19 protein-coding genes are annotated in these 24,322 nt (G+C 37.8%); 15 read left to right on the forward strand and 4 right to left on the reverse strand.

Annotated elements, in window-relative coordinates:
• The first annotated feature begins 7 nt into the window (after window positions 1-7).
• Both gap and SB49_RS02285 read left to right on the forward strand, forming a co-directional pair.
• Entirely contained in the window at window positions 8-1,009 is a 1,002-nt protein-coding gene (gene gap / locus SB49_RS02280) for a type I glyceraldehyde-3-phosphate dehydrogenase (protein ID WP_062053459.1), read from the forward strand.
• A 75-nt stretch (window positions 1,010-1,084) separates the two neighbouring features.
• A complete protein-coding gene (locus SB49_RS02285) occupies window positions 1,085-1,936 on the forward strand; it encodes an N-acetylglucosamine kinase (protein WP_062053461.1) in 852 nt (283 codons plus the stop codon).
• Here the strand turns inward: SB49_RS02285 and SB49_RS02290 are convergent.
• Both SB49_RS02290 and SB49_RS02295 read right to left on the reverse strand, forming a co-directional pair.
• Window positions 1,929-2,309, reverse strand: coding sequence for a RidA family protein (locus SB49_RS02290; RefSeq protein WP_062053463.1), 381 nt, complete (start codon window positions 2,307-2,309; stop codon window positions 1,929-1,931). The two genes, SB49_RS02285 and SB49_RS02290, sit on opposite strands and share 8 nt — an antisense overlap.
• 34 nt (window positions 2,310-2,343) lie before the next feature.
• Window positions 2,344-5,064, reverse strand: coding sequence for a putative LPS assembly protein LptD (locus SB49_RS02295; protein WP_062053464.1), 2,721 nt, complete (start codon window positions 5,062-5,064; stop codon window positions 2,344-2,346).
• Between the two features lie 220 nt (window positions 5,065-5,284).
• Here SB49_RS02295 and SB49_RS02300 point away from each other — a divergent pair, with 220 nt between their 5' ends.
• From SB49_RS02300 to SB49_RS02360, 13 genes are all read left to right on the forward strand, one after another.
• Window positions 5,285-6,613 carry an N-acetylmuramoyl-L-alanine amidase family protein gene (locus SB49_RS02300; protein ID WP_062053467.1) on the forward strand — a complete coding sequence of 443 codons (1,329 nt, stop codon included), beginning with the start codon at window positions 5,285-5,287 and terminating at the stop codon, window positions 6,611-6,613.
• Window positions 6,614-6,669: 56 nt separating this feature from the next.
• Window positions 6,670-7,635, forward strand: coding sequence for an MlaD family protein (locus SB49_RS02305; RefSeq protein ID WP_062053469.1), 966 nt, complete (start codon window positions 6,670-6,672; stop codon window positions 7,633-7,635).
• A 3-nt stretch (window positions 7,636-7,638) separates the two neighbouring features.
• On the forward strand, window positions 7,639-8,964 hold the full coding sequence (locus SB49_RS02310) for a (Fe-S)-binding protein (protein WP_062053471.1): 1,326 nt from the start codon (window positions 7,639-7,641) through the stop codon (window positions 8,962-8,964).
• 17 nt (window positions 8,965-8,981) lie between these two features.
• On the forward strand, window positions 8,982-9,773 hold the full coding sequence (locus tag SB49_RS02315) for a (Fe-S)-binding protein (RefSeq protein ID WP_062053473.1): 792 nt from the start codon (window positions 8,982-8,984) through the stop codon (window positions 9,771-9,773).
• Between the two features lie 10 nt (window positions 9,774-9,783).
• Window positions 9,784-10,266 (forward strand): hypothetical protein, encoded by a 483-nt coding sequence (locus SB49_RS02320; RefSeq protein ID WP_062053475.1) that lies wholly within the window; start codon window positions 9,784-9,786, stop codon window positions 10,264-10,266.
• Between the two features lie 105 nt (window positions 10,267-10,371).
• The gene (locus tag SB49_RS02325) at window positions 10,372-13,311 is read left to right on the forward strand and encodes a glycoside hydrolase family 3 N-terminal domain-containing protein (protein WP_062053477.1); all 2,940 of its coding nucleotides are present in this window, start codon (window positions 10,372-10,374) and stop codon (window positions 13,309-13,311) included.
• A 198-nt stretch (window positions 13,312-13,509) separates the two neighbouring features.
• Window positions 13,510-14,652, forward strand: coding sequence for an N-acetyl-alpha-D-glucosaminyl L-malate synthase BshA (gene bshA / locus SB49_RS02330; RefSeq protein ID WP_062053479.1), 1,143 nt, complete (start codon window positions 13,510-13,512; stop codon window positions 14,650-14,652).
• Between the two features lie 91 nt (window positions 14,653-14,743).
• The gene (locus tag SB49_RS02335; RefSeq protein WP_145758343.1) at window positions 14,744-15,106 is read left to right on the forward strand and encodes a hypothetical protein; all 363 of its coding nucleotides are present in this window, start codon (window positions 14,744-14,746) and stop codon (window positions 15,104-15,106) included.
• Between the two features lie 108 nt (window positions 15,107-15,214).
• A complete protein-coding gene (locus tag SB49_RS02340) occupies window positions 15,215-16,288 on the forward strand; it encodes a porin family protein (protein WP_145758344.1) in 1,074 nt (357 codons plus the stop codon).
• Window positions 16,289-16,722: 434 nt separating this feature from the next.
• Window positions 16,723-17,892, forward strand: a complete 1,170-nt coding sequence (locus SB49_RS02345; protein WP_062053485.1) for an OmpA family protein — start codon at window positions 16,723-16,725, stop codon at window positions 17,890-17,892.
• An 82-nt stretch (window positions 17,893-17,974) separates the two neighbouring features.
• A complete protein-coding gene (locus SB49_RS02350; protein ID WP_062053487.1) occupies window positions 17,975-19,660 on the forward strand; it encodes a carbamoyltransferase family protein in 1,686 nt (561 codons plus the stop codon).
• A gap of 340 nt (window positions 19,661-20,000) precedes the next feature.
• Entirely contained in the window at window positions 20,001-20,495 is a 495-nt protein-coding gene (locus SB49_RS02355; protein WP_145758345.1) for a hypothetical protein, read from the forward strand.
• An 84-nt stretch (window positions 20,496-20,579) separates the two neighbouring features.
• Complete coding sequence (locus tag SB49_RS02360) at window positions 20,580-21,722, forward strand: ATP-grasp domain-containing protein (RefSeq protein ID WP_062053491.1); 1,143 nt, start codon at window positions 20,580-20,582, stop codon at window positions 21,720-21,722.
• An 85-nt stretch (window positions 21,723-21,807) separates the two neighbouring features.
• Here SB49_RS02360 and SB49_RS02365 read toward each other — a convergent pair whose 3' ends face one another.
• Together SB49_RS02365 and SB49_RS02370 are read right to left on the reverse strand one after the other, a co-directional pair.
• A complete protein-coding gene (locus SB49_RS02365) occupies window positions 21,808-22,983 on the reverse strand; it encodes a GNAT family N-acetyltransferase (RefSeq protein WP_062053493.1) in 1,176 nt (391 codons plus the stop codon).
• Window positions 22,984-23,075: 92 nt separating this feature from the next.
• Complete coding sequence (locus SB49_RS02370) at window positions 23,076-24,263, reverse strand: GNAT family N-acetyltransferase (RefSeq protein WP_062053495.1); 1,188 nt, start codon at window positions 24,261-24,263, stop codon at window positions 23,076-23,078.
• Between the last annotated feature and the right edge of the window lie 59 nt (window positions 24,264-24,322).

The raw sequence follows: 24,322 nt of genomic DNA on the forward strand, positions 1-24,322 counted from the left end.
TAGAGAAATGTCAAATTTGAGAATAGGAATTAACGGTTTCGGTAGAATTGGAAGATTGGTCTTCAGAGCTACTGTGAAAAGAGATAATGTGGATATAGTAGCGATCAATGACTTGTTGGATGTAGACCATCTTGCATATTTGTTGGAGTACGATTCTGTTCACGGAAAATTCGATGGAACTATTGAAGTGAAAGATGGAAATCTTATAGTAAACGGTAAAACCATCCGTATTACTGCAGAAAGAGACCCTAAAAACTTAAAGTGGGATGAAGTTGGTGCTGATGTGGTTGCAGAATGTACTGGTATTTTCACCACTTTGGAAACTGCGCAATACCATATTGATGGTGGTGCCAAGAAAGTAGTTATTTCAGCTCCTTCTGCTGATGCACCAATGTTTGTAATGGGTGTTAACCATAAATCAGCCAAGGCATCGGATAAGATTGTTTCCAATGCATCTTGTACAACCAACTGTTTGGCTCCTTTGGCCAAAGTATTGCATGACAATTTTGGAATTGAAGAAGGGTTAATGACCACCGTTCACGCTACAACAGCTACACAAATGACTGTTGATGGTCCTTCCAAAAAAGACTGGAGAGGCGGACGTAGTGCTTTATTGAACATTATACCATCTTCTACTGGTGCCGCTAAGGCAGTAGGAAAGGTAATCCCAGAATTGAATGGTAAATTAACTGGTATGGCATTTAGAGTGCCTACAGCAGATGTATCTGTAGTTGATTTAACCGTGAAATTGGAAAAGGCAACTTCTTACGAAGAGATCAAAAAAGTAATGAAGGCAGCTTCCGAAGGGCCACTAAAAGGAATTTTGGGCTATACGGAAGAGGCAGTAGTTTCTCAAGATTTTATCGGTGATACACGTACAAGTATCTTTGATGCAGGTGCTGGAATAGAATTGAGCTCAAAATTTGTTAAGGTAGTGTCTTGGTATGATAACGAAACAGGATATTCACACAAATTGGTAGACTTGGCAGAGTACGTTTCTAGCCTTTAAGAATAATTTTTAATTCAAAGAATTCCTGAAGGTGGACATTAGTCCGTTTTCAGGTTTCTTTTTAAATATGGGCCTATGATATTAATTGTTGATAGTGGAGCTACAAAATCTGATTGGATTGCCCTAAATGATAAGGGGGAACAGTTGTTTACAACCCAAACACTCGGCCTGAGTCCAGAAGTATTGACCAGGCAGGTGATTGAGGACCGTATGGCCAATAACTTTGAAATTTCAAAGAATAAGGATAGCGTAACTGGACTTTACTTTTACGGTGCTGGATGTGGCACAGAGCGAATGAAAATATTTTTAAGGGATATTTTCAAAGATTTCTTTCCCAATGCCAAAATTCAGGTAAAGGAAGACACCTATGCGGCCATTTATGCGACTACCAAAATAGGGCACCAAGGAATCGTTTGTATTTTGGGAACCGGATCTAACTGTAGTTATTATGACGGTCACCAATTGATACAAAAAGTAACTTCTTTAGGGTATATCCTAATGGATGACGGTAGTGGAAATTTCTTTGGAAGAAAGCTCCTAAGAGATTACTACTTCCATAAAATGCCACAAGATTTGGGGATAAAATTCGCCAAAGAATACGATTTGGATGCAGATGTGATTAAGGATAACTTATACAAACAGCCTAATCCAAATACCTATCTGGCTAAGTTCGCCCGCTTTATTATAGAGAATAAGGAACATCCATATTGTCGTGGGGTTATAGACAAGGGCTTGCAACAATTTGTGAACAACTACATTATGCAGTTTGAATTGGCCACAAAGGTTCCTGTCAACTTCGTGGGGAGTATAGCCTACTACCTCAGGGAAGAGCTGGCAACAGTTTTAGATCGAAATGATCTAATCCTAGGGGTTATACGCCAAAGACCTATTGAGGGTCTCATGGAGTTCCATAAGGAAACTATTTAATGGCGATCATGGAGATTTCCACATTTACGAACTTAGGTAAATTGGAAACTTCCACTGTTTCACGGGCAGGTGCGGTTTCTGAACTGAAATAAGCCCCGTAAACCTCGTTGATTGCTGCAAATTGATGCATATCTTTTACAAAGATGGAAGATTTCACAACATTTTCAAAGGTCATTCCTGCTTCGGTAAGAATGGCCTTTAAATTTTCCATGGATTGTGCCGTTTCTTTTTTAATATCCCCTTCTATTAATTTTCCCGTGGCCGGATCCATAGGTATTTGTCCAGAAATATAAAGCGTATTGCCGGTTAGTATCGCTTGGTTGTAGGGCCCAATGGGTGCCGGGGCATTAGTAGTGGTAATTACTTTTTTCATCTTTAATTTTGTTAGCTGTTAATACTAGATTGCCCTATCGTCTCTGACTTCTGTTTTCCCATTTAAGATCCTTAAGCAGGGAGCTCTTTATTCCAATAAAAAAGTACCATCGCTCAAAGGTTCCAAATGGGGTCCAGTCAAAATTCAATCTAAAACTCTTTAGGTCGCGCTCAAATCTCAACTGGGTAATGGTAAAGCCTTTGTTCTTAAAATCGTATCCTGAGGAAACACCAACCGTCCACATGGGGGTAAGGTCTATATTCCCGGAGAACATTAAAGAGCTATTGGAGATTTCATTTTGCCTATTGGAGTTGTTGTAATTTACTGTATAGGCCAACCGCAGGTCCCAGGGAAGCTTATTCCCGTAACTAGTGGTTTCCTCAGGTTCTTTATTGTCATCGCCCCTTAGGCTTCCTCTCTGTCCAAAGCTGTCGGATCTACCAAAAAGGTCATCTGTCCGTCCTCCACTGGCGGCAACATAATCATCCGTTGGTTTTTCCTCTTCCTCCTTTTTGTTTTTGCCAAAACTAGTACTGCTGATAGAATAGCTCACATTGGCGTTTGCCCTGGTCAATCTAAAAAGGCTACCTCCGTTATCCTTGTTCCAAGTGTCTATACGTACCCCATTGTTGTCTATGGCATAGGGGTCCAAGCTAGAAGAAAAGTTGATGGACATTTTGTTGTTGAGGATGGTGGTTCCTCCTGTGATGTTCAAGGGGCTTAGTTTTAAGGAATCCGCTTCAAAATTATAGGCCGTGGAAAGGTTAAAACTGTTGAGCAGGGCAACTTTTTTGGGTTCCAAAGCTGTTGTATCCTTGTCCCGCACCTTAGCTTCCAACGTGTTGGCCAAATTAAAGCTCATGGCGCTGGATTTGTTTAGTCCTGGGGCGCCGTTCAGAGTCTGTTCAAATCTACTGTACCGTTGGACTTCACCATTGGCATTAAGAATTTGGTCCCCAGTTTCATCAAGGTAATCCTGGTAATATTGATCGAAGGCAGGGGTATATCCATAACTCATAGAGGGTCTCATAGTGTGCCTAATGGCTTGTATTTTTTTGTCCTCCCCAAAGTTAAAAGTTCCATATAGCGTAGTTCCTAAACTAGCACTTAAATTGTATTCCCCATATCTGTCAAAACCGGAGATGGTGTCTACTACAATGCCCCTTCTTGCGGCTTCGTCATATGTTCTTTCAAAGGTTTGTAGGGTCCATACATCATTGTAATTTGCCCCAACTGTTACGCTAAAGTGTTTGGCAATTTTGAAGTTGGTGCTTATGGGTATGGTATGTTGGGCACCTATCTTTGCACCTTCGAACATTTTGGAGGTAAAAAAAAGCGAGTCGGTAGTTGCAATTCTGTTTTCTGCCCTAAGGTTGTACTGAAAGTTGATGTTCTGTATAATTCCTTTCTTTATCCCGTCCCTTTTGGCAAATGGAAAAATACGCTCCACGCTGGTGGTCAATGTTGGTAAGGTTAGGTTTACAGATTCTGTATTGGTGTTTTGGTTATGGGTGGCTGTTAAGCTCATATTTACCGAAGGGTATTCGGGAAACGTTTTGGAATAGGATATGGAGGACGAAAGGTTGTTGTTCTGGGTGTTGGGAACATTGAACTGGTTCAGTGAGTTTCTAAAATACTGGCTACTACCAAAGTTTACCGACGCTGAGAACCTGGAATTGGGACTTGCCTTGGTGTCCTGGGCATGTGACCATTGAATGTTGTAATTAGTGGATCTGGAGTAATCATCAAATCCTTTTTGGCTGTTAATGATGTTCTCGAACCTAATATTTACATTTCCCCTAAACTTGTAACGTTTTAAATATTGGGATTCCCCCCTAAGACCATAACTACCATTGGTATATACGTCTCCCGTGACACTCAGATCCACATAATCATTAATAGGGAGGTAGTACCCTCCATTCTGTAAAAAATAGCCCCTGGTAGGGTCGTTACCGATCGCTGGAAATAAAAGTCCGGCAACTCGACCTGTTGTTAGTGGAAAATAGGCAAAAGGCAATGCAATGGGGGTAGGTACATCGGCAATATACATGTTACTGTATCCGGCAATAATTTTCTTTTTGGGAACGAACTTTGCTTTTCTCACCCTAATGTAATAATCCGGATCTACGGTGTCCTTGGAGGTGGTAAGTTTTCCTTCATACAGGAAATAAACAGAATCGTTCTCTTTTTTCGTGATCTGGGCATATACTTTCATTGCATCACTGCCCAAGGTCCCCAATCCGGCCTGTTGTTCCGATCGGGAATTGTAGATCAGTGCTTTTTGGCTATCAAAATTGAAGCGGATGGAATCGGGCCTTACCTCATTGGTCCCTTGCTTAAAATACGGGATCTGGGAATACGCACCTGTGGAGTCTTTGATTCTTCCTGCGTATACTTCATTTTTTTCGTAATCCATGATGATGACACCAGCTTTTAGCTCGGTATCCTGATAATAGATTTCGGCCTCGTTGTAAAGGTATATTTTATTGTCTTTCTGACTGAGTTTTGCGTAATCTTTGGCCTTGTATTTAATTTTATCCAACAAAAGGGGTTCTTTTCTTGGTAAAGAATCTTTTTGAACAGAATCTACCGCAACGGTATCCTGTCTAATAATTTTGGGAATAGGAGATGCTACAAGGGTGTCTTGCTCAGCTTTAATGGGCACTGGTGGGACTGGGATATCTTGTGCAAACAAAGAAGTTGCCGTCAGTAACAACAGGAAATATAAAAGTAAATGATGTTTGTTTGATTGCAAGACTATAAATCCTATTTTTGTAATAGTTTGGCTTAATTTTTGGAATCCAAACTTACATATATTTTTTGTTCCCCCTGTACCTGATTGAAATAAATTTAACCATATTAAATGCGCATGTGCAATAAAGGTTAAAGGAATCAGGAATGGCCAAAAATACCACCTAATTCTGGAGGAATTGAAAAAATAATGTATAAAAATTCAAAACAAGTATAACAGCATTATGGTTAAATATATTGGATACAAGCTTTTTTATGCAATCACTTTTTTGGGGCTCGCTTTATTATTGTCGGCTTTCAGTGATCCAGGAGATAAGACGCCCAAGGAGAAAACGTTTGTAGTGGTTTTGGATGCTGGCCATGGCGGTCATGATCCAGGTAACCTGGGTAATGGATATCTTGAAAAAAACATAGCCCTCAACATCGTTTTGAATGTGGGTAAATGGTTGGAGAAGAATCCCAATGTTAAAGTGATATATACAAGAAAGGACGACACCTTTGTTGATCTTTATGTTAGGGGACAAATCGCCAATAAGGCCGATGCTGATCTTTTTGTTTCCGTTCATTGTGATTCCCACAACTCTGATGCCCATGGAGCTGGAACCTTTGTTCTTGGACTTCATGCCAACAAGCAGAATTTTGAAATAGCAAAAAAGGAAAACTCGGCTATCTATTTGGAGGACGATTATGAGACCAGATATGCCGGATATGATATAAATTCCCCTGAATCTGTTATAGGGTTCACCATAATGCAAGAAGAATTTCTCGATCAGAGTATTGCCTTGGCCAAATTGATCCAGGATAACTTTACCAATAAATTAAGACGGGTAGATAGAAAAGTGAAGCAGGCCGGCTTTATTGTTCTCCATCAGACTTTTATGCCAAGCGTTTTGGTGGAAACAGGATTCCTGACCAACAAGACGGAAGGAGCCTATTTAAATTCCAATAAGGGCCAGACCGAAATGGGGAGCGCCATTGCTGCTGCCATATTGGATTATAAGAATACCCTTAATGGGAATACGGCAATGGAGTATGTTAAAAAGGAAACGGCCAATGTTGCCGTTGCTTCCAAGGAAGAGGTAAAGAAGCCAATAGAAGTGCCTAAAAAAGATTTGCCCAAAGAAGAGATGGTAAGGGTGAAACAAGTGGTTAATACACCTGAAAAGTCCAAAGAGTTACCTAAGGAAACGGTGATGAGAAGCAAGGAAACTAAAAATGTACCACAAGAAGTGGCTTTGGTAGATTCAAAAGAGGAAGGCACAGATCCTATAGAGTTTAAAAAGAAAAGCAACCTGATATACAAGGTGCAACTTTTTGCCAGCTCTAGAGAAATACTGTTAAATTCGGAAAATTTCAAGGGGTTGAACAAACTAACGAAAGAGCCTGTAGGAAAACTTTATAGATATATGTATGGCAATGCAGAGTCTTATTTTGATGCCAAACTATTGAAGTCCAATGCAGATGCTAAAGGGTATACCACGTCTTATGTGGTGGCATATAAGGATGGAAAGCGGATATCATTGGACGAAGCTTTGAAATACGTCTCTGAATAATAGTACCTCTTCTAAAAATTATTTCTAATTTTGTTAAGAACAGTAAATCGATCTCTTTGAAAATATCTAGGGAAATTAAGACAGGAATTATCGTTTTAGGCGGTATCCTGTTGTTTGTTTTGGGTTTTAGTTATTTAAAATCTTCACCAATCTTTGACAATAGCAAAACATTTTACGCGGTATATAAACATGTGGGCGGACTCCAACCTGGCACTCAGGTATCCATCAATGGTTTTGCGGTAGGAAAAGTCAATGACATCAGGTTTAAAGATGAATCTGGCATGTTGCTGGTCACTTTTTCCGTAGAGAATAAATTCCAATTTTCTAAAAATAGCAAGGCCGAACTTTATGATACAGGAATCATAGGAGGTAAAGGGATACAAATAAAACCTGTTTTTGATAATGCCCCAATGGCAAAATCGGGAGATACATTACAAACAGAGACCAAACCGGGACTCACAGAATTGGTGCAACAAAGATTAACTCCTTTACAATTAAAGGTAGAGGATGCAGTTTCCAATGCAGACTCCTTATTGATAAATTTCAATGAGATCCTAGATGACAAGACCAAAAAGGATCTACGGGAAAGCATCAGTGGATTGAATACCTTGGTCAACAGTTTTCAAGGTAGTGCAAATACTATGAATGAATTACTGGTGGGCAATAAAGATAAATTGAACGGATCTATTGAGGATCTGAGCAACATAACAGGCAATTTTTCAAAATTATCGGACTCCATTGCCAACTCAGGTATTGTGGAAACCATGGAAAGTCTTCAGTCCACCCTTAATAATTTGGATGGTCTAATGGCCAAAATGGAAAAGGGGGAAGGTACTTTGGGTAAATTGATGAAAGACGAAGCCCTTTATTCCAATTTGTCCAATGCTTCTAAGGAGCTAGATCTATTATTACAAGATTTCAGATTAAATCCTAAACGATATGTGAACGTATCCGTTTTTGGTAAAAAGCAAAAAGAATATACATTACCGGAAAACGATCCGGCAGAAAAAAGCAACGATTAGGATATGGAATACCTTCCCAATATTTTATTTGCAATACTACTAGTAGGTGCACTAACATTTTTCACCAAAAATGTAAAAAGGTTGTCCCGTAACATTAAATTGGGGAAAGACGTGGATGTTAGTGATAACAAACCACAACGATGGAAGAACATGGCCAAAATTGCCTTGGGACAGACAAAAATGGTAGTAAGGCCCATAGCGGGAATAATGCACGTAATTGTTTATGTTGGTTTTATAATCATTAACATAGAGGTCCTCGAAATTATTATAGATGGACTCTTGGGGACACACCGTATTTTTGCGCCTTTGGGAGCAGTCTATGATTTTTTGATCGCTTCCTTTGAAATCTTGGCCTTCTTGGTTATCGTAGCAGTTGTAGTTTTCTGGTTGAGAAGAAATGTGGTCCGTATAAAAAGATTTTTTAATCCAGAAATGGAGGGCTGGCCTAAGAATGATGCAAATCTGATTCTTTATATAGAATTAGTTTTAATGTTCCTGTTCCTAACGATGAACGGCGCCGATTACCAATTACAACAATTGGGAGCGGAGCACTATACCCAAGCGGGTTCTTTTCCTATAAGTCAGCTTTTGGCACCTATTTTTGATGGTATGAGCATACCGTCCTTGGTTCTGGTAGAAAGGAGTGCCTGGTGGCTTCATATTGTAGGAATCTTGTTCTTCCTTAATTACCTGTACTATTCGAAACACTTACATATCCTCTTGGCATTCCCGAATACTTATTTTGGAAAATTAAGGCCAAAAGGGCAGTTCGATAATTTGGAAGCTGTTACGAAAGAGGTGAAATTGATGATGGATCCCTCAGCCGATCCATTTGCGGCACCGGTAGAGGGGGCGGAGCCTCCAGCAAAATTTGGGGCTTCAGACGTCATGGATCTCAATTGGGTGCAATTATTGAATGCTTATACCTGTACGGAATGCGGAAGGTGCACAAGCGAGTGCCCTGCAAACCAGACAGGAAAGAAGCTTTCTCCCAGAAAGATCATGATGGACACTAGGGACCGTTTGGAAGAAGTAGGGAAAAACATAGAAGCCAATAAGGGGGAGTTTAAAATGGACGGCAAAGAGTTATTGGGTGATTATATTACCCATGAAGAACTATGGGCATGTACCACCTGCAATGCCTGCGTGGAAGCATGTCCGGTAAGTATAGATCCATTATCTATCATTATGGATATGAGACAATATCTCGTCATGGAGCAATCTGCGGCACCATCGGATTTGAATAATATGATGGGGAATATTGAAAACAATGGAGCACCCTGGCCATTCAATCAAATGGATAGGCTTAACTGGGAAAAAGAATCATAAAAAAACAGCTTGAAGATATGAGTAATGAACTAAAAGTGCCAACCATGGCCGAACTGTTTGCAGCTGGTCAACAACCGGAAGTATTGTTTTGGGTGGGATGCGCAGGAAGTTTTGATGATAGGGCAAAAAAGATCACAAAAGCATTCGTAAAAATTCTGAACAAGGCAAAAGTGAGTTTTGCTGTTTTGGGTACCGAGGAAAGCTGTACTGGTGACCCGGCCAAAAGGGCGGGAAACGAATTTTTGTTCCAAATGCAGGCTGTGACCAATATTGAAGTATTGAACGGTTATGGTATTAAGAAGGTCGTAACTGCATGTCCCCATTGTTTCAATACAATAAAGAATGAATATCCAGGATTGGGTGGTGATTACGAAGTTGTGCACCATACCCAATTTTTGAAGCAGTTATTGGACGAGGGAAGAATCACCATGGAAGGCGGTCAGTTCAAAGGAAAGCGCATTACATTTCATGACCCTTGCTATTTGGGAAGGGCGAACAATGTTTATGAGGCTCCAAGGGATCTGATCAAAAAGCTCGATGCTGAACTCGTAGAAATGAAGAACTGCAAGAAAAAAGGTTTGTGTTGCGGTGCTGGAGGAGCTCAGATGTTCAAGGAACCGGAAAAAGGAGATAAGGATGTCAACATTGAAAGAACTGAACAGGCTCTGGAAACTAAACCTGAAATTATTGCGGCCGGATGCCCGTTTTGCAATACAATGATGACCGATGGGGTAAAGAATAAAGAACAAGAAGGAACTGTGGCGGTAATGGATATTGCAGAATTGATTGCCACTGCCGAGGATTTATAAAAAAGAACAAATGTTAGTAGAATTCAATTCATTATCAGAGACTTCAAGGGTATGGATCTATCAAGCCAGTAGAAGCTTCAATGCAGAGGAATTGGAAGAAGTGAAAGCCGGATTGGACCAATTTATCAAAGAATGGACGGCCCATGGAAGCGAACTGCAAGCTGGCTATGAGATACGCTATAACCGGTTTATCGTAATAGCCTTGGATCAGACCAATACAACGGCCTCTGGTTGTTCCATTGATGCATCCGTGAGGTTTATACAGGCTTTGGAAAAGAAATACGATATCGATCTATTGGACAAAATGAACGTTTCCTATAAGCAAGGGGAGTTTGTTGCCTATAAAACCCTTATCGATTTTAAAAAAATGGCCAAAAATAAATCGGTCTCAAAAAACACCATCGTGTTCAATAATTTAGTGACCAATAAGTTGGAATACGAAAATCATTGGGAGGTGCCTGCCGAAGAAAGCTGGCATGGTCGCTTTATGTAATCCTTGTCGCTAAATTGAAGTCATAAATGTCTCTTAAGTTTATGACCCCCAGCGTGTTTATTGTTATCTTTTTACTTATGTTAGTACCTTAGAATACATGTTTTTATGAGGTTAAAATTCGTATTCCACATTCTCTTTTTATCATTTTTCATTGGAAGTTCAGTCCAAGGTCAACAGGACCCTCTGGTTTCCAAGGATAGTCTGGATCAGGCCCAATGGGTCAATGATGTGTACCAGTCCATGACCTTGGATGAAAAAATGGGACAACTTTTTATGATGAGCGTTGCTTCAGACCAAGCTAAATCTGGCACCGATCAAATTAAAAAAATGATTGAGGAGCATAAGATAGGAGGGGTTATATTTTCCACGGGCGGTCCTGTTCGGCAGGCAAAATTGACCAATGAATATCAGGCGGCCTCAAAAATCCCCTTACTTATTGGAATGGATGCCGAATGGGGGTTGGCAATGCGGTTGGACTCTACTTACGCCTTTCCATGGAACATGACTTTGGGAGCTATTAAAGATACCTCGGTTGTGGCCAAGGTAGGACGGCAGATAGGGCTGCACGCCAAACGAATGGGGGTGCATATCAATTTTGCCCCGGATATAGACATCAATATCAATCCCAATAATCCCATTATAGGAAATAGATCTTTTGGGGAGGATAGGGACAATGTTGCCCTAAAGGGGATTGCCTTTATGAAAGGCATGGAAAGTGCTGGGGTTTTGGCTAGTGGGAAACATTTCCCTGGGCATGGAGATACCGCCACAGATTCACACAAGGCACTGCCTATCTTAGAGTTCACCGCAGATCGATTGGACAGTATTGAGTTGTATCCTTTTAAAAAATTGATCAATAACGGTCTCAGCAGTGTGATGGTGGCCCATTTAAGTATTCCAAGCTTAGAGAAAAGAAAGGAATATCCTTCATCCCTCTCCAGCCGAATCATCACCAATTTACTGAAGGATGAATTGCAGTTCAAAGGCTTGATTTTGACAGATGCCCTTAACATGAAAGGAGTTGCGGATATCAAGGGACGTTCCAATTTCAAAGAGGCAGGGGATGTGGAGCTCACAGCCTTTTTGGCGGGCAATGATATTTTATTGATGCCCAAAGAAGTTGAACCGGCCAAAAAGAAGCTGATTGAGGCCTATGAATACGGTGTTATTTCAGAAAAACGATTGGCTACCTCTGTAAAAAAGATCCTTAAGGCAAAATATAGGGTTGGACTTAATAACTACCAGCCTATAAAAATGAATGGCCTTTATCAAGATTTAAATTCTTTGGAAAACGATTTGGTCTATGAGGAAGCCATTGAAAATGCACTTACGGTGGTTAAAAACGATTTTGACCTAGTGCCGTTCAAATACTTGGAGAACAAAAAAATCGCCTACGTCAAATTCGGAGACGCCGATGGAAGTGTTTTTCTGACTGAGCTGAAAAAATACGCCAGTGTTACTGAGGTTGGTGGTAATGACATCAAGATCTTAAAAAGAAAGTTAGAGGAATATAATTTGGTCATTGTTGGGTTTCACAAAAGCGATGAGAGTCCATGGAAATCCTATAAGTTTTCAGCTAAGGAATTATCATGGCTCCAAGAAATTGGGGAAATGAGAAGTTCCAATCTAATTCTGGCTTCCTTTGCCAAGCCTTATTCCTTGTTAGATGTACCCTCCATTGATGCCATTGATGCCATTCTGGTGGCTTATCAAAATAGTGTTTTGGCACAGGAAAGAGCAGCACAGCTGCTATTTGGTGCCATACCTGCCAAAGGAATTCTACCAGTTTCTGCACATTCCAAACTCCCTGTTGGCTCTGGTATCATTGTAAAGGCCATTTCCAGATTGGGGTATAGCTTTCCCGAGCGGGTGGGGATGAGTAGCACAAAATTGGGGCGGGTAGATGAATTGGTGCAAAATGGAATAGACTCTTTAATGTACCCTGGGGCACAGGTATTGGTGGCCCGCAGAGGAAAGGTAGTTTACAACAAGGGGTTTGGAAAGCCTACCTATGATTCCGATCAGTGGATCACAACAGATTATCTATACGATCTGGCTTCCATCACCAAAATCCTGGCTACCCTTCCCATTCTTATGAAAATGGAGGAGGATGGCAATTTAGATCTGGTGGACACCTTTGACAAGCTGGTCCCTGCTTATTTTGATTCCGATCTAAAGGATGTAACGGTACTGAAGGCACTTTCGCATTATGGAAGGTTACCGGCGTGGATTGCCTTTTACTTGGATACTCTGGATAAGGAGCGAAAACCTTCCCCCGAATTCTATAGGAATACGTCCATGCCTGGATTCCGTACAAAGGTCTCGGATGATTTGTTTCTTTCGGATAAGTACCAAGATTCCATTTATAATAGGATAGGGCGTCAGAGCTTAAAATCCAACCGTTACCGTTATAGCGATCTTTCGTATTACGTTTTCAAGAAATTTATAGAATCGGTCTATAAAAAAGGCCTGGATAGGATATCCAACGATTTTTTATATCAACCGCTAGGAGCAGATCATACCGGTTACAATCCTCTGGGATGGTTTCCAAAGCAGGCTATAGTTCCCTCGGAGGAAGATGATTATTACCGATATGGCACAGTTCAAGGCTACGTTCATGATATGGGTGCCGCAATGCAGGGAGGGGTAGGTGGCCATGCCGGGTTGTTCAGCAATTCCAATGATGTGGCCAAAATAATGCAGATGTACTTACAGGGCGGCTATTATGGAGGCGAACGTTTTATGGAGGCTAGAACAGTTAAAAAATTCAACACCTGTTATTTTTGTGATCAAAATGTGCGCAGGGGGGTGGGATTTGATAAGCCCGAACAAAAAAACGGAGGCCCCACTTTTGATGGAATTTCACGAAAAAGTTTTGGTCATAGTGGTTTTACGGGAACCTTTACCTGGGCAGATCCAGATGAAGAATTGGTATATGTGTTTTTATCCAATCGGACCTTTCCATCGGCCACCAATACGTTACTCATTAAATCTAGTCTGCGTACCAGGATACAAAAGGCGATTTACGATGCCATACTAAATTAAATGGTAGTTTTTGTAGCGGATATATTGACAGGATATCAGCTCATTATAAATTTGGTTCCATTTTTTTACTGTAAAAGGTAATAAATTGAATACTTAATTGAAATGTAATGGATATTATGTCGACTTAATAAGGAGATAATGTGAGGAAATGATTCTTTTTAAGGAGGAATCAATTTCGTTAAAAGCCAAGATAATAGAATGAAGATAGCGATTGTTTGTTACCCAACGTTTGGAGGTAGTGGTGTTGTGGCCACAGAATTGGGTATTGCCCTTGCCAATAGAGGGCACGAAATTCATTTTGTTACCTATAAGCAACCGGTTCGTTTGGAATTGTTGAACAATAGGATACATTTTCATGAAGTACATGTTCCGGAGTACGCATTGTTCCATTATCAGCCTTATGAATTGGCGCTTTCCAGTAAATTGGTAGATACCGTTAAATTATACGGGATAGAACTTTTACACGTTCATTATGCCATACCCCATGCCTATGCAGGATATATGGCCAAAAAGATGTTGGAGGAAGATGGGATATACCTGCCCATGATCACTACCCTTCACGGAACCGATATTACCCTGGTTGGGAAACATCCCTTTTACAAGCCCGCGGTAACGTTCAGCATCAATAAGTCCGATGTGGTGACCTCTGTATCAGCCAGTTTAAAGAAAAATACCTTGGATTTGTTTGATATCAAGCAGGATATTGAGGTAATTCCCAATTTTATAGATAAAAGAAAATACAGCACCAAGTTTACCGACTGTCAGCGTTCCTTAATGGCTAATGATGATGAGCGTATCATAACCCATATCAGTAATTTTAGAAAAGTAAAAAGAATCCCCGATATCATCCACATTTTTGATAAGATCCAAAAGGAAATTCCCGCTAAGTTGATTATGGTGGGGGAAGGGCCAGAAAAGGAAGGTGCGGAGTTATTGGTAGAAAAATTAGGTCTTACGGATAGAGTAGTATTCTTGGGGAACAGCAACCAAATTGATAAAATCCTTTGTTTCTCAGATTTATTTCTTCTGCCATCTGAATCTGAAAGTTTTGGATTGGCCGCTTTGGAAGCTATGATCAATAAGGTACCGGTCATTTCCAGTAATGCAGGAGGGATTGCAGAAGTGAACCAACACGGTATCACAGGATTCCTTAGCGATATTGGTGATATTGATGAAATGGCAGCCAATGCTCTGAGAATACTTAGGGATGATAATGAATTGGAGAAATTTAAGGCCAATGCAGTGAGGGTTGCCGAAACCTTTGATATTGCCAATGTCTTGCCTTTATATGAAGCGGTCTATGAAAAAGCATATAAGGCCCGTTTTAACACTTCCTATTGATATGAGAATATTCCTTGTTAGTTTGTTATTGGTTTGTTTATCCTGTAAAAGTCAAAAGAAGGGCAATCAAAATAATGAAGAAAAGGTTCAAATGGAAAAACCCATTTTGGTAATGGAGGATAGCTACTCCAATATAGATAGTTCACAGATAAGCATTATAACAGATCAAAAGGCGCTACAAAAGTTTTTTGTGCAGGTAAACAAAACAAGAAAGCCTGGATTGCCGGTTCCTGAGGTAGATTTTTCCAAGGAAATGTTGATTTTGATCTGTGCTGGGGAACAACAGGGTACATACGAACCGAACGTTACCATTTTGGAGTCGGATGATGAGAATTTAACAATTAATGTAGAGCGTAAACTGCCTTCAGATTCTTTAGAAACGGCCATTTCCACTCCTTTTTTCCTATATAAAATGCCCATTTCGGAAAAGAAAGTTACAATTAGAAAACAGTAATCCAGTGCCTTTCATTTAACCAGTTTCTTTTTTCTCGAGGATAACTCAGTTTAGACTAAAATGTTAAAATCTACGTTATAGGGAGGTAAAACCCCTATATATTCTGATTTGAATTTTCATAAATCCTCCCTTCTTCTGCTACTATTGGTTGCTTTTTTTGCCAATCAAAACCTCTTTGGACAGAATACCCCAACAAAATCAAAGGACGATATTATTTACAGTTATTGGCTCGTGGGCTTAGGGTTAAATGTGGTTGATGATTCCAATAATGGTCTAAGTGATTTTCTGTCTGTTAAAGATACCTGGAACAGTGTTCCCTACCCTTCAAGAATTAGTATTGGGCAATATTATGAAAATGGCTTAGGGATAGAGGCTATAATCAGTATAAATACCTATAAGGTAGGTAAAATAATAAATGATACCATCAACACAGAAGAATCTTCATACTTTGGTCTGGATGGGCGTATAAGCTACGATCTAAATAAACTACTCAAGAAAAATGGATGGTTCAATCCCTATGTAGGTGTAGGTGGAGGCATAACCAGTGCCGATAACTTCCCAAGAGGCACATATAATGCTTCCATTGGCATCAGAACATGGTTTACCAATAATTTGGCGTTAGATATAAATACTACGGTGAAATGGCCCATACAAGGATATGATGTAAACTCTCATCTACAACATGCTGCTAGCTTGGTTTATAAATTTGGAAAACAAAGAAAGCCACCTACTAGGAATTTGCCAAGCAGAGAAGAATTAATGGTAGAAATTAAAAAGGAGAAAGATACTATTGTTAAGGAGGAAGTACAAACTTCATTAATTTCGGACGAAATTAAGTCTACAGATTTAGCTGTAGAAAAGAATAAACTGCCTAAAAAAGACGAATTTGATGCTTCCAATGAAAATAAATCAAAACCTGGACTAACATTTAAAGTGCAGGTAATGGCTCTTTCGAGAAATGTAGCGTTGGATTCTGATATCTTTAAAGGGTTGGAAAATCTCTCCGTAGAAACAAATGGATCCCTTTTTAGATACGTTCATGGGGAGTTTAGTACCTATGCTGAAGCATATACTTACAGAAATTTTGCGATTGATAAGGGGTATCCAACCTCTTTTGTGGTTCCCTATAAAAACGGGGAGCGTATTTCAATACTAGAGGCTATAGAATATTTAGAAAATTAAAACTTACCTAGTATCACCTATTTAGGTTCAGTACTGTTTAAAGTCCTAGATATGTTTTGCGAATAAATAACTCAAAATATAATTCGGAGGATTTATATGATTTTTCAAATGAACAAGGATTTAATCTACGTAAAGCAACAACGAAATAATTATAGGCGATAGGTTGCAATATTAAGGGGAAGTCATATGAATTTTATCAATAAGAGCAGACAAATTAAGTTTTGATGCCCTGAAAATAAGCAATGAAACTTCATTTTATCCACATAAAGTACTTAAAGCTAAAGTGAAAATAAGCCTTAAGAAAAGAGATGATTAATTGAAAGAAAATTCTTAAAAAGTCCTACACCGAGTATTATTACATTTCATAGTATTTTATTTGAACCACATCCAATAGGCAGTAATTTCACCTATTAATTATCCCAAATTTTACGGTAATGAAAAATTTTCACTTTAATTTATTTGTCGCGTTTTCCCTTGTTGTAACCCTAGTTTCCGCTCAGGAAAGTATGGAATTGACCGCTAAGGACAGTATAGTTAAAAGTTCATGGGTTGTAGGGCTAGGTATTAATATAGTAGACGATACATCTTCGCCATATGGTGGCAATTTATTGGATATAAAAGATAGCTGGAACACAGTGCCTTACCCTTCTTCTGTAAGTATAGCAAGAAATTTCAGTAACGGATTAGGCCTAAAAGCTGTTGGTTCCTACAATAAATATAAGGTTGGAAAACTGATTGATGGTGCAATCAATATGGCCGAAAGGGATTACTATGCCATTGATGGGATGGTAAGCTATGATCTAAATAAATTATTTGGTGAAACAGGCTGGTTTGATCCATTTCTTCAAGCTGGTGCAGGTTATAGTTCTATAGGGGATATAGGCAGAACAACTGGTAATGCTGGTTTTGGGTTTAATACCTGGTTCAGTGATACTTGGGGACTTAATTTTAATACCATGGGAAAATGGGGTTTAGAAGAAGGGTCTACAAAACAAGTACAACATTCCGCTGGGGTAGTATATCGCTTTGGGGTTGAAAAAGCATTGTCCAAAAAAGGAATGGAGCATTTGGCTTCAATTGAGGCAATGAAAAAAGAACAACAACGAGTTCAAGATTCAACGGATGCGGCTGACAGGGCTAAGGAATTGGCCAAACGTATGGCAGAGGAACAGGAGGCTGCCAGACTTGCCGCAGCAGAAAAGACTAGGATAGAGGCTGAAAACAAAAGAAGGGCACAAATAGAAAATGATATTAAAAATCTAGGTAAGATTTACTTTGCTTTCAATTCAAGTACATTAAACACCGAATCTAAGGCAACATTGACCCAATTGGCGACATTAATGGATGCCACGCCATCAATAACTTTGGAAGTGGCCTCATATACGGATAGCAGGGGGCCTGCCAATTACAACCTTGGGCTATCGGAAAGAAGGGTGAAGTCGACCATAGATTATTTGTTGGGTCAGGGTCTTTCGTCTGAAAGACTGATTCCAAAAGCCTATGGAGAGACCAATTTGGTCAACGAATGTGATGATAATACGCCTTGTTCTGCTGCCAAACACAGATTGAATAGAAGGTCTGAATTTTTGGTAATTCGATTTTAATTTGAACTAAATTCCCATTAAAATTAATTAAATTCACCTTTTGAAATAAAAAGGTATCAACCCACGATTTTGATTTGAATATATGATAATACTTGGCCTTAACTACTATTTCCACGATTCTACAGCGTGTATTGTCAAAGATGGAAAACTTGTAGCTGCTATTGAAGAAGAACGTTTAAATAGGGATAAGCATACACAGGCGTTTCCTGAGCTTGCTGTTAAAAGATGTTTAAAGTTAGCAGGATTAACTTTCAATGATATTGATCATATAGCAGTGTCTATAAAGCCAACCACACATTGGTTTAAGAAGTTAATTTACGTTTTAATACATCTAAAGAGTTTTGTGCCCTTTATGGGGCATCATGTAGTCAATTCATATGCCAAACAAAGGCGTTTCTGGATATGGTATAATAGGAATTGGAACAAAGACAAGGGACCTAAAGTCCACTTTATTGAACACCATCTTACACATGTTGCAGGTACTTTTTTTGTTTCTCCTTATAAGGAAGCAGCTCTTCTGGGTATAGATGGTTCTGGAGAATGGGCCACTACTTGGATAGGCTATGGTAAAGAAAATACCATTGAAAAATATGGTGAAAGCTTTTTCCCACATTCTTTTGGATCCTTTTATGAGGCCGTTACCGAGTTTTGTGGTTTCAAACCCAATTACGATGAGGGTAAAACTATGGGGCTTGCCCCGATGGGGAATCCGGAAACCTTCATTAAGCAAGTAAGGGATATTGTTAAGGTAACTCCAGAGGGGCAGGTAAGAATTGATTTGAGCTATTTTAACTATCAACATATCGTAGGAAAGAAATGTTCAAATAAATTCTATAAAACGTTTGGGCAACCAAGATTGTCGGATGGTCCATTTTTGCAATATCATATGGATGTTGCAGCTGCATTCCAAAGGGTGTTGGAAGAACGAGTATTGGAAATCTGTACTATTCTCCATTCAAAAACAAAAGCTGACTATTTGGTGATTTCTGGGGGCGTTTCTTTAAACAGCGTTATGAACGGAAGGATTGTTAGAGAAAGTCCTTTCAAAGATGTCTATGTAATGCCAGCGGCCGGCGACAATGGGACGGCAATTGGTGCAGCGTATTATTTGTACAATGGCATATTTAAGAAAACTAGGAACTATGTACACGATAATCCATATCTAAGTACCAGTTATACCAATGAGGAAATAAAGGCGGCCATTGATAGAGCCAAATTGAAGGCAGAATATGTAGAGGATATTGGGGAGCGAGCAGCACTATTGTTAGAACAAGGGAAAATAATAGGATGGTTCCAAGGGACCATGGAAATTGGACCAAGAGCATTGGGCAGTAGGAGTATTTTGGCGAACCCAGCCTTTCCACAGATGAAGGACAAGATAAATGCACAGGTAAAATTTAGGGAAGCGTATAGGCCTTTTGCTCCATCCGCCACATTGGAATCCTACAAGGAATATTTTGATCTTCAAGTAGAGGATCCTTTTATGCTCAAGGTATGTAATGTACTAAAAGAGAAGCAACATATTTTGCCAGCGATTACCCATGTGGATGGTAGTGCACGCTTGCAAACCGTTGATAAAAATATTCATCCTTTATATCATGATGTCATTACCAAGTTAGGTTTAAAGACAGGTGTACCGGTAGTATTGAACACTAGTTTTAATGTACAGGGGGAACCCGTGGTGGAATCTCCTTTTGATGCTTTGAGATGCTTTTATTCCAATGGACTAGATGCATTATGCATTGGGAACTATGTAATTGAGAAGTAAAGATCGGAATTAAAATGCATTGTGGTTTCATTTTCAATGAATTCATATATTTTTGACCATACATGTTAAAATAGTAAATATGGATTTAATTTTTCTGCAATTCAAGTCCCCGGGGCTAATAAAATTTTACATAATTGCTCTTCTTTCAATCTTTGGGGTTGGTTTTTTTTTATTTGTTTTCCATAGTAAATTCAGACAGTTTATAATTAATTATGTTAAGAACCATAAATTTTTTGTGGTTCTGTTTATTGCCTTTTACCTTACCTATCTTATAACAAGATTATTTTTTGTAGAGCGTGTATTTCCCTTTTTATTTAATGAAGATGGATTTTTTGAATATATGACAACCCTATTTTTTTTAATAGCATCGGTGTTTTTTATTTTGGCGCTTAGAAAAAGATATGACAGTATAACGCATTCTACGAGACTTTTTATTTTTGGGTTAGGATTGTTTTGTTTCGTGGTTGGGATGGAAGAAATTAGTTGGGGACAGCGTATTTTTGGTATTGAAACACCTCAGCCCTACAAAGAAATTAACTTTCAGGGCGAGACCACAGTTCACAATTTGGTGTCCCCGGACTATCATCCTATACTTTATGCAGTTGTATCTTTTATTCTCTTGATATTTTTTGCTTTTTCTAACTCAAAATATAATTTTTTATTCGGAATACATAGACGATATTTTCCTTCCAAGAAATTTTTAGTTCTTGCTTTATTGTTACCGGTAATTTCCCTCTATAATATGGAACATTTTGAGGTTATTCTTTCTTTTATGTTTTGTGTATATGGCTACCAATTGTTGGTGGGTGATATAGTTGGGGTGAAAATAGTATAGCTAAAACTCCAATTTGAAATACCATTTCATGATTTATAATATAGGGAATCATTTTCATCTGAGTGCAAAATATATTTACTACTAATGAAAAAGGGAATGTCTGAAAATAAAAATAGTTTATCTATCCTTATACCAGATGGTGAATGGGTTGGTTTAGCAAGACAAGTAAAAGACTGTTTATCTATGGTCCCAGATATTAAAATATATCTAATGTCCAATGAAAAAAAAAATTCAATCCGATATTCGAGATTCGTCACCCGCTTCATTTTTTACCCAAAAACTAATAATGAAATAGAATGGATTTCAAATATTAACAATGAATTACTAGTCCATAAAATTGATTTAATTATACCATTATGGGAAGATGGGATTAGGAGTTTAATAAAATATAAAGAATTACTTACAGATAGTTCGAAGTTGGTTATTTTACCGACTTTAGATATGTTTGATATAGCTAATAATAAGGCATTACTAGTAAATCACTTGATATCTTATCGAATACCAGGACCTAGATCCGTATATCTTAAATTAAAGGAATTTAAGGAACATGATGAATTTACTTACCCATTTTTGATGAAACCAATTGGAGGTGAAGGAGGAGGGAAAGGTATTGTTGAATTTAGGAGTAGGAACGATTTTAATAGTTATTTTCAAGAAAATTCTACGAGCACCCAGAATTACCTTTTTCAGGAATTTATAAAAGGATATGATATTGATTGTAGTGTACTTTGTAAAAACGGGATAATACTGGCTTATACTATACAGAAAGGTATGCTCTATAATAATAAAAAATATGCTCCACCAATAGGTCTGGAATTCATTCATAATAATCAATTATACGCCGTAGTGGAAAAACTCATGAAATCTCTGAATTGGTCTGGAATAGCACATATAGACCTTAGGTATGATGAAATAGTTGGTGATTTTAAGGTGATTGAGATTAATACAAGGTTTTGGGGTTCAACAAATGCATCATTGATAGCGGGAATAAATTTTCCTGAACTATTATGTCTAACTTCCTTAAATCTAGATTTTGAGGTTCCACATTATAGGCATATTAAATTTTTGAGTATCGATGGCCTTAAATGGATAATTAAAAGTAAAAATAGTAATATTCTAAATTTAAAATTTATTTACAATAATACCCCTTTAAAATACATGGCCAGGGATCCACTGCCGACTATAATGGGATGGTTATATAAAATTGAAAGTATAATTCATCTTTAAATAATCTAAAATCATTAATGTTTGGTTTGAACCTTTATTTTACAATCTGTATTGATATTGTCCTGTTTAATAGGTGCTGTACAGCCTAATTTTTCTGAAAAACAACCTTTTGAGTATCCTTCTGGCTTTTTATTAGATAAGATTCATTTTTCTTGATTTCATATACCTTTACCTTTGATATATGCTCCTTTTGGGTGTATAAAAAGTCATAAACAGATTTTTTTAGAAAGGCAAAAGAAGAGTCATTTATAAAATCAATAGGTGGTGTTTCTAAGCTAAATTCTAAACTATCCGTGGCTGGAATCATCTCATATTCAAAATCAACAGTTACACTTGTCTTGCTAAAAAGGGATTTTATTTTATGATATTGTTTATTTAAACCTATGGCCAGAAGATAATTAATGAGCCATGTTCTAAATGAAATAAAATGTAACGCTAAGAGTGCGAGCAAGGATTTCTTTTTGTAAAATACGTGATGTTCAAAATCATAGGTATGGTTGCACCATTTTAATTTATAGTCGAAGGCCCCAAATCCCATATCTAGTATTTCATAATCATTGGAGATACACCATTCCAATAGTTTGTGCACGGCTATGTTCCCAAGGCCAAATTTGGCATAATCAATGTTGTAAGAAGGAATTGCCAGGCATATAATTTTTTCGAAATGGTAACTTAAGGATATTTGTATAGGATTTTTTCCGTCATATATAACATATAAAGAAGCCTTCTTTTGGTTAATCAATGAGAAAACACTCTTATAATAATGATCCCAATGGTGTAGAGCCATAGTTTGATCATTACGCTGGTTGAACCTTCTTTTGAGCATGGTGTGCAAGGCGTTCATTAAGAATTCATATTCTTCACCTGTAATTTGCCCATAGAAGAGTTTATAACGTACATCAAAGGAGGTTTCCAATCCTTTTATTCTTCTTCTTAAAGATGTTCTCAAATTAGGCTTAAAATTTGCTTGTATATAGCTATCTATATCCTTTAAGTTATCGGTGTTTATGCAGAAACCTTTTACTCTAAATAATTTTTTTATCTCAATACCATCTTTAATGTTGAATTTTGGGATAAAATAGGAAGGGAATAATTCTAACAATAAGACTTCAGTGGTATTCTCAGGCCCATCAGGGCTTAAGACAGACAGGTCTACCACTTCATGGTTTAAGTACCAAATTTCTTTATAAACATTTGAAATTTTGTTTTTTTCGAAAAATGTAAAATAAAAATTCTTTTTACTTATAATTTTGGATACCATCGTGTTTAAATTCAGTGATCACTAAAAGTATTTACATTCTCTAATTGATAATATATAGGATTTTCTGAAGTAATATTTTGAATAAAAAAATATCAGTTTTTAATTAGAATTTGTTGCATGCTGTTCTTTCCTTTTATTAAATATGAATTGGGGTTTTGTGTAATCTTGAATATGGAGGTATTACTCTTGTGCTCTACAGTAGCATATAAAAAATCGTACAGTACTCCTTTAAGGAACCGGTAGGTCACGTTTTCTAAATCTACCTTTTCAACATCTCCTAAGCTTTCCATGTTGGTAATTGGAGTTTTTTCATAGATTAAATCATTTCTATTATTGGTTTCTTTTAGCCTGGAAATAGAAATACTGTCCTTAACACGTTTAATAAGTACATTAACTTTTTTAGCTTTTAAATATTCCTTTAGAGTTAATTTGTACACATGGAATGTCGCTATTATGGGTGTGAACAAGACATTTTTATTGTAGATGACTTGATATTTAAATTGATAAATATGGTTACACCATCTTCGTTTAAATTCCAAATCACCGTATCCCAATTCTAGAAACTCAAATTGGTCTAGTAGGCACCATTCTACCAATTTGATCATTTCTACGTGTCCAACCCCAAATTTATAATAGTCGATATCATAGGAGGATATGGCACTAAAAACTATCTTATCCATATGATAATTTAAAGAGATATCAATAGGCTTCTTATCATCATAAATTATAAATAATGATGCTTCTTTACGGTTAATTTGATCAAAGGTATTATCAAGAATAATGTTCCATTCTCTCAATTTCTTATGCTCATCATTGCGCTGGGCAAACCTTCTAACCAGGAATTCCTTTAAGGTGGACATTAAAAAATTATATTCCTCCTTGGAGATTCTGCCAAAAAATGTTTTATAATTGATGTTGAAACAAGATTCCAGTCGGGTAAGACTCCGCTTAACAATCTTATGGTTGGATTTAAATTGGGATTTTAGATAACTGTCTATATTGATCACATCCTTCATACGGATGGCATATCCAAGATTGTTCTGATAATATGTTTTTTGGATATACTGATTTTCCTTTTTTAGGAAAGTATTCAAATATTCAGGGATTAAAGCCACTATATATAGTTGGTGCTTTTCTTGTCCATGCTTTACTTCGGCATCAGCCTCATAAAGGGTTTTGCCATTATCTGCGTATGCTATTTTTTGATAGATATCGGGTATTTCTCTTTTTTCAAAGAGGGTCATAAAAAAATCAGTTTTAAATTTTTCTTTTAAATCCATCACAAAAATTTATTAGAATAATTTGATTTTAGATTTCTATTTTTACCTTATTTATTTGC

It is taken from the genome of Sediminicola sp. YIK13 (assembly GCF_001430825.1).
Taxonomy (GTDB): Bacteria; Bacteroidota; Bacteroidia; order Flavobacteriales; family Flavobacteriaceae; genus Sediminicola.